13 protein-coding genes are annotated in these 14,129 nt (G+C 64.9%); all 13 read left to right on the forward strand.

Going from position 1 to position 14,129, the window contains the following annotated elements:
• The first annotated feature begins 8 nt into the window (after window positions 1-8).
• The 13 genes from AQ12_RS12905 (at window position 9) to AQ12_RS12965 (ending at window position 14,120) form a co-directional block, all read left to right on the forward strand.
• On the forward strand, window positions 9-1,211 hold the full coding sequence (locus AQ12_RS12905) for an acetyl-CoA acetyltransferase (RefSeq protein WP_048440317.1): 1,203 nt from the start codon (window positions 9-11) through the stop codon (window positions 1,209-1,211).
• Between the two features lie 4 nt (window positions 1,212-1,215).
• Window positions 1,216-2,013: an enoyl-CoA hydratase/isomerase family protein gene (locus AQ12_RS12910; protein WP_048440318.1), complete on the forward strand. Its 798-nt coding sequence runs from the start codon at window positions 1,216-1,218 to the stop codon at window positions 2,011-2,013.
• Complete coding sequence (locus AQ12_RS12915; RefSeq protein WP_048440319.1) at window positions 2,010-2,804, forward strand: enoyl-CoA hydratase-related protein; 795 nt, start codon at window positions 2,010-2,012, stop codon at window positions 2,802-2,804. Before AQ12_RS12910 ends, AQ12_RS12915 begins: the two co-directional genes overlap by 4 nt.
• Window positions 2,801-4,321: a 3-hydroxyacyl-CoA dehydrogenase gene (locus tag AQ12_RS12920; protein ID WP_048440320.1), complete on the forward strand. Its 1,521-nt coding sequence runs from the start codon at window positions 2,801-2,803 to the stop codon at window positions 4,319-4,321. Before AQ12_RS12915 ends, AQ12_RS12920 begins: the two co-directional genes overlap by 4 nt.
• On the forward strand, window positions 4,318-5,187 hold the full coding sequence (locus AQ12_RS12925; RefSeq protein WP_048440321.1) for an acyl-CoA dehydrogenase: 870 nt from the start codon (window positions 4,318-4,320) through the stop codon (window positions 5,185-5,187). Before AQ12_RS12920 ends, AQ12_RS12925 begins: the two co-directional genes overlap by 4 nt.
• A 57-nt stretch (window positions 5,188-5,244) precedes the next feature.
• Window positions 5,245-6,576 carry an NAD(P)/FAD-dependent oxidoreductase gene (locus tag AQ12_RS12930; protein WP_048440322.1) on the forward strand — a complete coding sequence of 444 codons (1,332 nt, stop codon included), beginning with the start codon at window positions 5,245-5,247 and terminating at the stop codon, window positions 6,574-6,576.
• A 16-nt stretch (window positions 6,577-6,592) separates the two neighbouring features.
• A complete protein-coding gene (locus AQ12_RS12935) occupies window positions 6,593-8,350 on the forward strand; it encodes an acyl-CoA dehydrogenase family protein (RefSeq protein WP_082151575.1) in 1,758 nt (585 codons plus the stop codon).
• The gene (locus AQ12_RS12940; protein ID WP_048440323.1) at window positions 8,347-9,588 is read left to right on the forward strand and encodes a CoA transferase; all 1,242 of its coding nucleotides are present in this window, start codon (window positions 8,347-8,349) and stop codon (window positions 9,586-9,588) included. Before AQ12_RS12935 ends, AQ12_RS12940 begins: the two co-directional genes overlap by 4 nt.
• Window positions 9,589-9,721: 133 nt before the next feature.
• Window positions 9,722-10,753 carry a TRAP transporter substrate-binding protein gene (locus AQ12_RS12945; protein ID WP_048440324.1) on the forward strand — a complete coding sequence of 344 codons (1,032 nt, stop codon included), beginning with the start codon at window positions 9,722-9,724 and terminating at the stop codon, window positions 10,751-10,753.
• Window positions 10,754-10,760: 7 nt separating this feature from the next.
• Window positions 10,761-11,255 (forward strand): TRAP transporter small permease, encoded by a 495-nt coding sequence (locus AQ12_RS22155; RefSeq protein ID WP_053076716.1) that lies wholly within the window; start codon window positions 10,761-10,763, stop codon window positions 11,253-11,255.
• A gap of 3 nt (window positions 11,256-11,258) precedes the next feature.
• Window positions 11,259-12,566, forward strand: coding sequence for a TRAP transporter large permease (locus AQ12_RS12955; RefSeq protein ID WP_048440325.1), 1,308 nt, complete (start codon window positions 11,259-11,261; stop codon window positions 12,564-12,566).
• Between the two features lie 10 nt (window positions 12,567-12,576).
• A complete protein-coding gene (locus AQ12_RS22160) occupies window positions 12,577-13,653 on the forward strand; it encodes a phosphotransferase family protein (protein ID WP_053076717.1) in 1,077 nt (358 codons plus the stop codon).
• Window positions 13,650-14,120 carry a hypothetical protein gene (locus AQ12_RS12965; protein ID WP_048440326.1) on the forward strand — a complete coding sequence of 157 codons (471 nt, stop codon included), beginning with the start codon at window positions 13,650-13,652 and terminating at the stop codon, window positions 14,118-14,120. Before AQ12_RS22160 ends, AQ12_RS12965 begins: the two co-directional genes overlap by 4 nt.
• The last annotated feature ends 9 nt before the right edge of the window (window positions 14,121-14,129 follow it).

Raw genomic sequence — 14,129 nt, forward strand, 5'->3', positions numbered from 1 at the left:
ACAGCACCATGGCACAAGGCATCAAGGACAAGGTCGCCATTCTCGGCATGGGCTGCAGCAAGTTCGGCGAACGCTGGGACGCGAGCCCCGAAGACCTCATGCTCGAGGCATACAACGAAGCGATGCAGGACGCAGGCATCACACCCGACCAGCTCGACGCGGCGTGGTTTTCCACGCACATGGATGATGTGGGCACGGGACGCGGCGGCACGCCGATGAGCATTGCGCTGCGGCTGCCCAACATCGGCGTCACGCGGGTGGAGAACTTCTGCGCGGGTGGCTCCGAAGCAATCCGCGCTGCTGTGTATGCAGTCGCTGCAGGCGCATGCGATATCGCGATAGCGCTGGGCGTGGAAAAGTTGAAGGACACGGGCTACGGCGGCTTGCCGGTTTCCACCGTCGGCACCTACATCCCGCAGTGGTATCCGAATGCGGTCGCTCCAGCCAACTTCGCGCAACTGGCTACCGCCTATCGGGCGCGGCACGGCGTGGATGCGGCATTGCTCAAGCGTGCGATTGCGCACGTGTCGGTCAAGAGCCACGCCAACGGCGCGAAGAACCCCAAGGCGCATTTCCAGAAGGCCGTGAGCGAAGAGACGGTGCTCAAGGCGCCGATCATTGCGCAGCCGCTGGGCCTGTTCGATTGCGCGGGCGTGTCCGACGGCGCGGCCGCCGTCATCGTGACGCGCCCCGATATCGCCAGGGCGATGGGCAAGCGCGACCTGGTCACCTTCAAGGCCTTGCAGCTCGCTGTCTCCAACGGCTGGGAGCTGCAATCCAGCGAGTGGGACGGCAGCTATGTGCACACGACACGCATTGCGGCCAAACGCGCCTATGCCGAAGCAGGCATCACGAACCCGCGCGAGCAGGTCAGCATGACCGAAGTGCACGACTGCTTTTCAATCACCGAACTGGTGACGATGGAAGACCTGTTCCTGTCCGAGGTCGGCCACGGCGTGCAGGATGTGCTCAACGGCGACTTCGACGCCGAAGGCCGCATCCCTTGCCAGATCGACGGCGGCTTGAAGTGCTTCGGCCATCCGATTGGCGCGAGCGGCATCCGCATGTTGTATGAGATGTATCTGCAGCTGCAGGGGCGCGCGGACTCGCGCCAGTTGTCTAATCCCACGATCGGCCTCACGCATAACCTGGGCGGACAGCCTTCGCAGAATGTGTGTTCGGTTTCCATCGTCGGCCTGGAAGGGGCCTGACGCCATGGCCGAACCTGTCGTCCTGCTCGACCGGCCTGCGCCGCACGTTGCACGCCTTCGCATCAACCGTCCTGACAAGCGCAATGCGATCGACTACGACGTGCGCCAGGGTTTCATCGACGCGATACCTGCACTGCTCGCGGACGGCCAGACCCGTGCGCTGGTTCTGGGTGGCGTGCAGGGTGTGTTCTCGGCTGGCGGCGATGTCGCGAGCATGGGCGGTTTGACAGAGCAGGGTGCGCGGGACCGCATGCAGCACATTCATCGGCTGTGCGGGCTTGTTGCGAATGCAGGGATTCCGGTGGTGAGTGCTGTGGAGGGCTTCGCGGCAGGCGCGGCGGTGGGGCTGGCACTGCTGGGCGATCACATCGTCGTGGGGCCGGGCTCCAAAATCATCTTTCCGTTCCTGAAGCTGGGACTCACGCCCGACTGGGGCCAGTTGCTCACTTTGCCCCGGCGCGTAGGGATCGGTGTTGCAAGGCGCATCCTGACCAGCGGCGAGACGGTGACGGGCGAAGAGGCGCTGCGCATCGGTCTTGCAGACACGCTGGTGGCCGATGCGCAAGTCATGGAAGAAGCGCTGGTGAAGGCGGCTGCGCTGGCGCTGCTTCCCGGTGATGCATTCGCGCGCATGAAGCAGCGGTTGAACGAACCATCGGCTTCACTCGCTGCGGAATTGAAGCGTGAGCAAGACGATCAGGCTGTACTGCTGACCGGGCCTGATTTCCGCGAAGGCTTCGATGCATTCACCCACAAGCGTGTTGCAGATTTTGTTGCTGTCGCTGCCGGAGGCAAGAAGTGAGCGTGGCCATCAGCGAAGGCATTGCAGCGCCGGTCCTGGTGCAGCGCGACGGCGCGGTCGGCATCGTCACCCTCAACCGCCCCGACAAGCGCAATGCGCTGGACCTCACGATGCGTGGCGCGATCGCTGCCGCATTTGCCCAGCTGGAAGCAGACGCCGCCATCAAGTGCATCGTCGTCACCGGAAGCGACACGGTTTTCGCTGCGGGCGCGGACTTGAACCTGCTCGTGGACAAGGGCTCGCAAGCCGTTGCCGATATCGACCTCGGCCAGTATTGGGCGCCGGTTGCCACAAGCCGCAAGCCGGTGATTGCGGCGGTGAGCGGCTTTGCGCTGGGCGCAGGATGCGAGCTGGCGCTGATGTGCGATTTCATCGTGGCCGATGCCACGGCGCGGTTCGGTCAGCCGGAACTCGGCGTCGGGATCATGCCCGGTGCAGGCGGCACGCAGCGGCTCATTCGCACCCTGGGCAAGCAGGTGGCCAGCCTGATGCTGATGACCGGCGAGGCGATCACCGGTGAACGCGCACACCAGCTGGGTCTCGTCGCTGATCTGGCACCCGAAGGTCAGGTGTTGGCGCGTGCCCTCGAACTCGCGCGCAAGGCAGCGCGCATGCCGCCCAAGGCCGTCGCTGCGACCAAGCGTGTGTTGAAGCAGGGCGCGGACTTGCCGCTCGATGCAGCGCTCGCGCTGGAGAACCGCGAGTTCCTGCTGCTGTTTGACACCGCTGACAAAACCGAAGGCATGCGTGCCTTCCTCGATAAACGCAAACCCCAGTTCAACGGACTATGAGCGACATTCGCAACCTGACCATCGGCGTGGTCGGCGCAGGCACCATGGGCCGTGGCATCGTGCAGCTCTTTGCGCAGGCGGGCCATCGTGTGCACTGCTTCGATGCGCAGTCCGGGGCCTCGGCCAAGGCCATTGACTATGTGGCCGGCATGATCGGTCGCGGTGTGGACAAGGGCCGCATCACCGCAGAGCAGTTTCTCCAGATCCAGGGCCGCATGCACGCTTGCGATGCGGTGTTGCAGCTCGCTGACTGCGACGTGGTGGTGGAAGCCATCGTCGAAGACCTGGAGATCAAGCGCCAATTGTTCCGCGAGCTTGAAGCCGTCGTGAGCGACAACGCGATCCTCGCCAGCAACACCTCATCGCTCACCGTTGCCGAAATCGCCGCTGCCTGTGCGCGGCCACAGAATGTGGCGGGGCTTCACTTTTTCAACCCGGTGCCGCTGATGAAAGTGGCCGAGGTGATCGCTTCGGTGCGCACGTCTGCGCAGACGGTTGCAACGCTCAAGGCCATCACTGAATCCGCGGGACATCGCGCAGTCGTGACAGCCGACCAACCGGGTTTTCTCATCAATCACGCCGGACGCGGTCTGTATACCGAGGGCCTTCGCGTGGTGGAGGAGCAGGTCGCTGGCCCGTCGGATGTCGATGACGTGATGCGCGACGCGATGGGCTTTCGCATGGGGCCGTTCGAGTTGCTGGACCTGACGGGACTCGATGTGTCGTCCAAAGTGATGGCCTCGATCTACGAGCAGTTCCAGCACGAGCCGCGTTTTCGTCCTTCATCGCTGGTGGCCCCGCGTGTGGCTGCGGGGCTCTTCGGGCGCAAGAGCGGCGAGGGCTGGTACCGCTATGACAGCGACGGCAGGAAACTCGCTGCGCAGGCACGGGAGAAGCCGGCGCTTGCCGCAGGGCTACAGGTCTGGATCGACCCTGAAGCATCGGGCCTAGTCGCATTGCGTGACATGGCTGCGGCTGCAGGCGCGCAAATCGTTGCCGATTCATCGAACGCAGACCTGGCCGTCGTCCAGCCCTGGGGCCATGACGCCACGACGAGGGCTCTTGCTTTGGGCCTGGAAGCATCGCGCTGCGTGGCTATCGATCCGATGACACCGTTTGCGCTGCGCCGCACGGTGATGCTCACGGCAACGACCACTGCGCACGCACGAGATGCTGCACTGGCCCTGTTCGCAAGCGACGGCGTGCCTGTGACGCTCATTAATGACAGCGCAGGCTTCATCGCGCAGCGGGTGATGGCGACCATCGTCAACATCGCCTGCAACATCGTGCAGCGCGGTATCGCGAGCGTGGCCGATCTCGAAGATGCGGTGCCGCTGGGCCTGGGCTATCCGCGCGGGCCGCTTGCGTGGGGCGACCAGATCGGCGCGAGTCGCATTCTTTCCATTCTTCGTGCGCAGCAAGAGGCCACAGGTGATCCGCGCTATCGGCCCAGCCCGTGGCTGGTGCGGCGTGCGGCGCTTGGCCTGCCGCTGGTGACACCCGAGACGCAGCGATGAACATTTCTTCCCAAGCTTCAGCACACGAGCTCGACATCGACCACCTGCGAGGCTGGATCGGCAAGAGCGAAACACGCCACGACGTGCTCGACACATTTCCGGTTCGCGCGCTCGCGGGGTTGCTGGATCGCGATTCGGTCCCGCGAGAGGGCGATGCGTTGCCGCTCGCGTGGCAATGGATGTACTTTCTCGACACGCCCGCGCGTGCAGCGACCGGGGTGGATGGACACCCCGCCCGCGGAGGCTTCCTGCCACCGGTGCCGCTGCCGCGCCGCATGTGGGCAGCGGGCAAGCTGAAGTCGCTGGCGCCGCTGGTCATCGGACGTGGCGCGACGAAGACATCGACAGTGCGCAACGTCGAGCTGAAGCAGGGCAAGGCCGGGCCGCTGGTGTTCGTCACGCTCTCGCATGAGTTCGCGCAGGACGGCCAGGCGTGTCTAGTCGAAGAGCAGAACCTGGTCTATCGGCAAGCGCCCACGGCGGCCGCGCCCTTGCCCCCGGGTGAGCTTGCTGCTGCGTCCGCAAGCTGGGCGCGATCGTGGCACGCGGACCACGCCTTGCTGTTTCGCTATTCCGCGCTGACCTACAACGGCCACCGCATTCACTACGACCGCGACTACGCGACGCAGGCCGAGTTCTATCCGGCGCTGGTCGTGCATGGACCCTTGCTGGCGACCTTGCTGCTGGACCTCGTGCACCGCCAACGACCTGACGTGCGGCCAAGCGCATTTGAATTCCGTGCGCAACGACCTGCATTCGACACTGATGAATTGACGATCTGCGGCATCCCCGATGAAGCCGGAGCCAGCCTGTGGACGGCTGATGCGGCGGGCCACGTCGGCGTCAAGGCGCGGGCGTCTTTTTGAGCGCACTTCTTTCCAGACACGCCAACCCATTTCAAGAAACCGACAGGAGACCGATTCATGACCTCTTCAAACAATGCCGCACCCAGCCGCTATGACGCCGTCGTCATCGGTGCCGGTGCAGGTGGCCTGAGCGCCGCGGCCCGCCTCATCGCGGCTGGCAAGACCGTGCTGGTGGCCGAGCGGCTCGACCGCGTGGGTGGACGAGCTTCCAGTGAGCAGATCGACGGATTCACCGTGAACATAGGCGCCATCGCCATCGAGCGCGGCGGTGTGTTCGAGGAAACCTTCGACCTGCTGGGCGTTCCGCTCGACATCCGCGAACCCAGCCCGGCCACGGTGTTCTACATCGACGGCAAGGTCATCAACGTGGCCAAGGGCGGCTGGGGCATGTTGCTCGGCACCTTCACCAAACAGGCGGCGAAAATCGGCGCGAAGTTTTCTGATGCGCGCTCGGGTGGCGAACTGCCCGAAGAAAAGATGACGACCAAGCAGTGGCTGGAGCAGTACACCAGCAACGAGACGGTACATGCGATCTTTCGCAACCTGTGCGCTGCCATCTTTGCGGTGAACTCCGAAGAGCTGCCCGCGCGCGCCTTCCTGACCTACTTCGCGATCAAGGGCGCGTTCAAGCGTTTCGGCTTTTGCCCGCGCGGCACGGTGGGCATCTGGGACGACCTGGCGGGCGGCATCCGCAGCAAGGGCGGACAGATCTGGACGGGTGCCTCGGTTGCCGCACTGCACACGCAGGATGGCCGCGTCACCGCGCTGGATATCGTGCGCAATGGCGTCACTGAGCGCGTGGAAGCGGGCGTCGTGATCAGCAACATCGGCCCGAGCGCCACGGTGGCGCTCCCCGGCGCAGAGGCATTCGGCGAAGAGTACATCGCCAGGGCGCGCACGCAACCGCGTCCTGCTGCCAACATCGTCATCAACTTCGCCACGCAAAAGCGCCTGCTCGACGTGCCGGGCCTGATCACCTTCGGCAAGACGCGTCGCCTGTGCAACATGGGCGAACTCACTGCGACCTGCCCCGAACTCGCCCCAGAGGGCTGGTACATGTACGTCGCCTATGCGGTGCCCCGTCCTGCCATCGGCGATTTCGACGAGAAGGTGGAAATCGAGGAGTCGCTGCAGGACCTGCGCGACCTGTTCCCCGGCTTTGCAGATGCGAAGATGCTATCTGTCCGCGTGATGCGCGGCGAGTGGCCGGCCCAGCGCTCCTGCGCCGGTTTCGACATGCCGCAGGACACACCGCTGGCCAACCTCTGGCATGTGGGCGATGCGGTGAAAGAGTATGGTGACGGCGGCACGCAGGCCTGTGCCTACACCGGCCGTGAAGCAGCACGAAAGGCGCTGGTGGCGCTGGAATCAACGACCGCCGCCGCTTGAGATAACAAGGATTCGAATGCAGGACGCGATACACGATCAGTTGGCGACAGCACGGCGGTTGCTGGTGTCGCTCAGGCAGGCTTTCGACGCAGGCGCGTCGGCGCTGGCGCAGTGCTGCGTCACTGCGGGCAAGCTCGATGCCATCAAGCTCGATGAGCGGCAGGTGGCGAGTTTCGAGCTCGCATGGGCAGGCGCGGACCTGCTCGCGGCAGAGACGGGCGTCGCCGCGATCGACGCTGATTCGCCCACGCTGGCGTCGCGGCTCGCGCTCGTTTTTGCTGCGGATGGAATTGCCAGCGTGCTGGATCGGCTGGAGACGATTTATCTTGAAGTCGACCTGTCGCTCACGCCGCTGCGCGCCTTGCGTGACGATGCGGCCTGGTCCGCGCTGCGGCGCGCTGCGGTCGGCGCGCAGGCACTGCAGGCGGCGGGCCTGGAGGTCGCGCGCTCCGATGGCGAAGTCGGGCCAACCGCCTTGGACGAGCCCCATGCAATGGCACAGGATGCGTTTCGCCGGTTCTCGCAGGACGTCGTGGCACCGCAGGCCGAGAAGATTCACCGGCACGACCTCACCGTGCCCGAGAGCCTGCTGCAACCCCTGCGCGAAATGGGCGTCTTCGGTCTGGCGATCCCCGAGCAATATGGCGGCAGCGGCCCGAACGACCGTGAAGACACGCTGCTGATGGTGGTGGTCACCGAGGCCCTGTCCGAAGGCTCGCTCGCTGCGGCTGGCAGCCTGATCACGCGTCCCGAAATCCTGAGCCGCGCGCTGCTCGCAGGCGGTACCGAAGAACAGAAGTCGCATTGGCTGCCCCAGCTCGCAGCCGGCGAGCCGCTGTGCGCCATTGCGATCACGGAGCCGGACCATGGCTCCGACGTGGCAGGACTCACGCTCAAGGGCACGAAGACGCCGGGCGGCTGGTTGCTCAATGGTGCGAAGACCTGGTGCACGTTTGCAGGCAAGGCAGGCGTGCTCATGGTCGTGACGCGCACGAACGCGGACCGCTCGCTCGGCCACAAGGGCCTGAGCCTGCTGCTGGTCGAAAAGCCAGCGTATGAAACGCACGAGTTCGAATACCGGCAGCAGGACGGTGGTGGCGTGCTCACCGGCCGCGCGATCCCCACCATCGGCTATCGGGGCATGCATTCGTTCGATTTGAACTTCGAGAACTTCTTCGTGCCCGATGCCAATGTCGTCGGTGGAGAAGCCGGCCTGGGCCAGGGCTTCTATCTGACGATGGCAGGCATGGTTGGCGGGCGCATGCAGACAGCGGCTCGCGCGTGCGGCGTGATGCGAGCGGCTCTGCGCGCGGCCATCCGCTACAGCGCAGATCGCAAGGTGTTCGGTGCGCCGCTTGCGACGTTTGCGCTCACGCAAGCCAAGCTCGCGCGCATGGCAGCGCGGCTGGCGACGTGCCGCCAACTGGCGTACTCGGTGGCGAGTCTCGTTGACAAAGGCGAAGGCCGCATGGAGGCCAGCCTGGTCAAGCTGCTGGCCTGCCGCTCTGCTGAACTGGTGACGCGTGAGGCCCTGCAGCTGCACGGCGGCATGGGCTACGCCGAAGAGACAGCGGTGAGCCGCTACTTCGTCGATGCGCGCGTGTTGTCGATCTTCGAGGGCGCGGAAGAAACGCTGGCATTGAAGGTGGTCGCGCGCAGTTTGATGGAGCGCGCCTTGGCTGCGCCCGCCACAGTGGCCGTTACGCCCGCCACAAAGGCTGTCATGCCGGGCCACGACCCGGCATCCATCTCACCGGTGAGCGCATCCACATGACAGGGCAGGGCGTCCTCGCCGGCATGCGCGTCGTCGAAGCCGGCGCCTTCGTCGCAGCCCCCCTGGGCGGCATGACCCTCGCCCAAATGGGCGCCGACGTCATCCGCATCGACACGGTCGGAGGCGGACTCGACTACCGCCGCTGGCCGGTCACCAAAGACAACACCAGCCTCTTTTGGACCGGCCTGAACAAATCCAAGCGATCTGTCGTGCTCGACCTCGCATCGCCCCAAGGCCGCGAGATCGCGATGGCGCTCATCACCGCACCGGGCGATGACGCAGGCCTGTTCCTGACCAACTTTCCGCCACGCGGCTGGCTCGATTACGAGAAGCTGCGCGCGAAACGTGCGGACCTGATCCAGCTGACCTTGCAGGGCGACCGCCATGGTGGTTCGGGTGTGGACTACACCGTCAATGCACAACTGGGCGTGCCTTTCATGACCGGCGCCGAAGACAGCGAAGCCCCCGTCAACCACGTGCTGCCGGCGTGGGACCTGATCACCGGACAGATGGTGGCGGTCGGACTGCTCGCTGCAGAGCGGCATCGAAGCCGCACGGGGCAGGGGCAACACATCAAGCTCGCCTTGAAGGACGTGGGGCTTGCCGTCATGGCGCATCTGGGTTTCATCACCGAGGCGCAGTTGGGCCAGCCGCGCCAGCGTCATGGCAACGATCTCTTCGGCGCGATGGGCCGTGACTTTGTGTGCGCCGATGGCGTGCGCGTGATGGTGGTGGGGCTGACCGGCAAGCAGTGGCGTTCGATTGCGGAGGCCACCGGGCTGGGCGAACAGTTCGTCGCCATTGGCGCGCGCATGGGGCTGGACCTTGCGCAAGAGGGCAACCGGTTTGTTGCGCGGCGCGAGATTGCGCAGGTGTTGGGTGCGTGGATCGCTGCGCGCCGGTTCACTGAGGTCGCATCGGCCTTCGACGGTCACGGCGTTTGCTGGAGCCGCTACCAGGGCATTGACGAGCTGGCCTTGAACGATGCCGAGTGCTCGCCGGTCAATCCGATGTTCGCGCGTGTCGAGCAACCGGGCGTGGGCTCCGTGCTCGCGCCCGGAATACCGCTGGATTTCCAGGGCTCGGGCCGCATCGCACCGGGGGCTGCGCCGTTGCTGGGCCAGCACACGGAAGAGGTGCTGAGCGAGCTGCTGGGCGTGAACCAGGCAGCCTTCGGAAAACTGCAGGCTCAAGGCGTGGTCCAACAGGCAACGCCGCCGTCACCAACTAACACGTAGCTTATGGGTAAACCCGAAGCAAGATCCAGCGGGTCGCATTTACTATAGACCGTCGCGTCGGTCTAATTAGTTGATCAGCGGCGCTCCCTTTCTCACCCTCTCTGCTTATTTTTCGTTCATCAGGAGACAGACGATGCATCACTTGCTACGACAACTGGTTGCCGCACTCGCTGTGGCTGGCTGTGCCTTCGGCGCGACCACGGCCGCTGCGCAGACCACCACCGTCAAATACTCCAACTGGTTGCCGGCAGGCCAGGCCATGCGCGTGGAAGTGATCGAGCCGTGGATCGCCGAGGTCGAGAAGATCACGCAGGGCCGCGTGAAGATCGATACATTGCCCAAGGTGGTTGGCACCGTGCCCGCGCAGTTCGACGTTGCGCGCGACGGCCAGGCCGATCTGGTGGTGTTCATCCCGGGCTACACACCGAACCGTTTCGACATTCTTGAAGTGGCGCAGCTTCCCTTCATGGGGGACGACCCGGAGCGGCTCGCTCCGGTGGTGGATCGCTTCTACCGCAAGAACCTCGCCTCCTTCAATGAGCTCAAGGGTGTTCATCCGCTGTCGGTCTATGTCGTGTCGCCCGGTCAGTTGTTCAACCGCGTCCGGCCCATCAAGACGCTGGCGGATTTCAAGGGCCTGAAGATTCGCAGTCCCCAGGCCAGCTCCACCCAGGCGCTCTCGCTGCTGGGTGCGGTGCCGGTTTCCAAGCCGGTGGGCGAGACCTATGAGCTCTTGTCCTCGGGTGTGCTCGACGGCACCTTCATGCCCCCCGAATCGATTCCGGCCTTCAAGCTCACAGACCTGGTGCCGCACGCCACCATCGTGCCCGGTGCGATCTACAACACCATCCTGGTTCTGGGGATCAACGAAGACAAATGGAAGTCCTTCAGCCAGGCCGACCGCGACGCGATCACCCGAATCTCTGGTGATGCTTTCGCGCGCAACATCGGCCGCGCCTACGCCAAGGGCGACAAGGCTGCGTTCGACACCATCCGCAAGGCCGGTCGCACGGTGGAAGTCCTGCCTGAGCCGGTCGTGGCCGAGATGAAGAAAACGCTGGCACCGATCGAGAAGGACTGGATCGAGAAGGTCAAGAAGAAGGGTGTGGCCGATCCGCAAAAGCTGATCGACCAGTTGCGCGCTGACTTCGCTGCAGCCAAATAAGCGCGTCATGCAAGGTCAGTCACCCGGCAAGGCCGTACCCGCGCTCGAAACCGCGGGCGCGGTGGCGCTGTTCATCCTGATGGTGGTCGTGTTCGTGGACGTGGTCGGTCGCAACCTGTTCAACCGGCCCCTGCCCTGGGGGACGGAGTTGCTGGAAGTGGTGCTGGCCGTGCTGATCTTCGCGCTCTACCCGGTGTTGGCCCTGCGCTCCAGTCACATCACCGTGGACCTGGTTCCGATACCCCGCCGCCTGCAGTTGCCCCAGCGGGCGCTGGCAGGGCTGGTGGGTGCGGTGCTGTTCGGCGTGATCGCGTTTTGCACCGCGCGCCAGGCCATCCGCTCTGCCGGCTATGGCGATGCATCGGCGCTGCTGCAGATACCCACGGCCTGGGTGCTGTGGGGCATGTGTGCGCTGTCGGTCCTGACGGCGCTGGGTTTCCTGGTCGCCATCGTGAAGCCGCCTGCGCAAGGCACGGTCGTGCACGGCACTTTGTTGGACTGATCCGTGACCGCTACGCTCCTTGGATTTTTTATTGCCTTTGCACTCATCCTGGTGCAGGTGCCCATCGCCACGTCGCTCGGGCTGGTTGGCTTTGCCGGGGTCATCGTGCTCACGGGCTGGACGCCTGCGCTCAGCATGGTGGCAAACATCACGCGTGATTCCACGCTCGTGTACACGCTGATCGTGCTGCCCCTGTTCGTGCTGATGGGCAACCTGGTGGCGGGCGCCGGCATCTCCGGCGATCTGTTTCGCGCAGCCCAGGCCATCATCGGTCGTCGACGCGGCGGTTTGGCCATGGCGACTGTTGCGGCTTGCGGCGGCTTCGGCGCGATCTGCGGCTCCAGCGTGGCTACCGCCGCAACGATGGGCAAGGTGGCCATTCCTGCCATGCGCCGCCTGGGTTACGGCGACTCGCTGTCGTCGGCGGCCGTGGCCGCGGGCGGCACGCTGGGCATCCTGATTCCGCCTTCCATCATCATGGTGGTTTACGGCGTCGCAACCCAGACGCACATCGGCATGCTGTTTGCCGCGGGCATCGTCCCGGGACTGATTGCCATTGTCGGCTACATGGCGGCGGTGAAGTACAGCGTGTGGCGCGATCCCGCCGTCGCGCCCATGGCCGACGAGGCCGAGAAGCCCGACATGCCTGCGCTTTTGCGCTCGCTATGGCCGGTGCTGGTGATCTTTGGCGTGGTGATGGGTGGCATCTACGGCGGCTTTTTTACCTCGATCGAGGCATCGGGCATCGGTGCCGTGGCGGCGCTGCTCTTCGCGCTGACGCGCCACAGCCTCAAGCTGGCTGACATCTACGAGATCTTTGCGGACACGGCGCGCACCTCGGCCATGATGTTCGGGATCATCCTGGGTGCCGCGCTGTTTGGCGAGTTCGTCAACATCACAGGGGTTCATGAGGGCCTGTTGCGGGTGGTGCGGGACAGTGGGTTGCCCAACTTCGGGATCATCCTGCTGATGATCGCCGTCTACCTGGTGCTCGGCTGCGTGCTCGAAAGCCTGTCGATGATCCTGCTGACAGTGCCCATCTTCTTTCCCATCATCAAGGCCATGGGTTACGACCCGGTGTGGTTCGGAATCCTGATCGTGGTCGTGGTCGAGATCGGCCTGATCACGCCGCCCATCGGCGTGAACCTGTTCGTCATCCGCTCGGTCATGCCCGACATCCAGATGATGACGGTGATTCGCGGTGTGATTCCGTTCATCGTGGTGGACCTGGTGCGTGTGCTGCTGATCGCGGCTGTGCCGGCCCTGTCGCTGTGGTTGCCGCAACTCATGTTCAAGGCCGCCAGTGGATAAGCGTGACCATATGACAGAGATCGCATCGCCATCGCCGCGTGCATTGGACCTGGCACCCGAGTGCCTGGGTCCGCGCCTGGAGGCATTCCTGCAGGGGCACTGGAAGGCACCGGTCCGGCTGTCGAACTGGAAGCGGTTTCCGGCCGGCTTCTCATGGGTGACGCTGGGTTGCAGCGCTGCCGTGCAGCAAGCGGGAGCCCAACGCACGGTCGAGCTGATCCTGCGCATCGGCGACCCCAAGGGCCTGCTCGCTCCGTATCAGGCCAGACCCGAATTCATGGTGCTGCAGGCGCTGCAGGCGGTGCCCGGATTGCCGGTTCCGGTCGTGCACGCTTACAGCGATGACGCAAGCATCATTGGAGCGCCTTTCCTGATCACCGGCCGTGTGCAGGGCGACACGCCCATGCCATGGAAGGGCGACGCGCAAGGCCGTCGTGCTTCAGACAATGAAGCCCTCTCGCAGGACTTCACGGACGCCATGGCGGCCCTGCACCGGGTTGACTGGCGGGGCACACCCTTGGGCCAGTTGTGGGCTGCAGCGCGCCCCGACACTGTCGCGCGTGACCAGTTGCGCCACTGGGCCCGCCACGCGGGCATGCTGGACGCCGCGACCACGGCGGTGCCGCCCCAGATGCACTACGCGATGCGCTGGCTGGACCGTGAGGCACCGGTGGCCGACCAGGTCACCATCGTTCATGGCGACTTTCGGGTTGGCAATTTCCTGCAGCAGGACGGCCGCATCACGGCCATCCTTGACTGGGAGCTGGTACATGCCGGCGACCCGCTGGAGGACATTGCCTGGGCCGGCTTGCGTGTGTTTGCAGCAGGCACGCCGCGCATCGGCGGGCTGATCGAGCGCGAGACCTTCAACCGGCGCTACGCCGAAATGGCGGGTGTGCGGCTGCGGCCCGACGTCATCCACTACTACGAAGTGCTGGGCCTGTTCAAGAGCGCGTCCATGCTGATGGGCGCCACGCAACGGGTAGCCTGCGGCAGCGCGCGTGACGTGCGCATGGCATCGATGGGCTTCCAGCTCGCCTCGACCTTGCTGGAGATGAACCGCCTGATCACGCAGGCTCCCAGATGAATATTGCACTCGCCCGGCTGGTCGAAGCACTCTGCCAGACGCTGCAGGACAACGTGCGGCCCGAGTTGCAGACCGACCATGCGCGCGGTCAACTGGCCGCCGTGCTGGACATCCTGGGCAAGCTGGGTTCGATGGCGGTGTGGTCGCCCGAGGCGGCTGCGCAGCAGGCTGCAGTGTTGACCGAGGCCTGCGCGGACGTCCGGGCGCGCGTGCTCGAGGCGGGCATCGAGCTGCAACTGCCACCACCTGCAAGGACGGGCGAGCACGACGACGCGCTGGCGGCTGCGCAGGTGCACCTGATTGAACTCACCGACTGGTTGTTTGACGCGGGTGCTGCCTTGCCAGGCCCGGTCCATGCCGGCATTGACGCGATCTTGCGGCAGGCCATGCGGGAACAACTCATCATCCAGCGCAAGCTGATTCCGCTCACTGATTTTGGCGCGATGACCACAGCCGCGAATCCGTGAGCGGCCCAC

The sequence above is a fragment of the Caenimonas sp. SL110 genome (assembly GCF_001044395.1).
In the GTDB taxonomy this organism is placed as follows: domain Bacteria; phylum Pseudomonadota; class Gammaproteobacteria; order Burkholderiales; family Burkholderiaceae_C; genus Ramlibacter.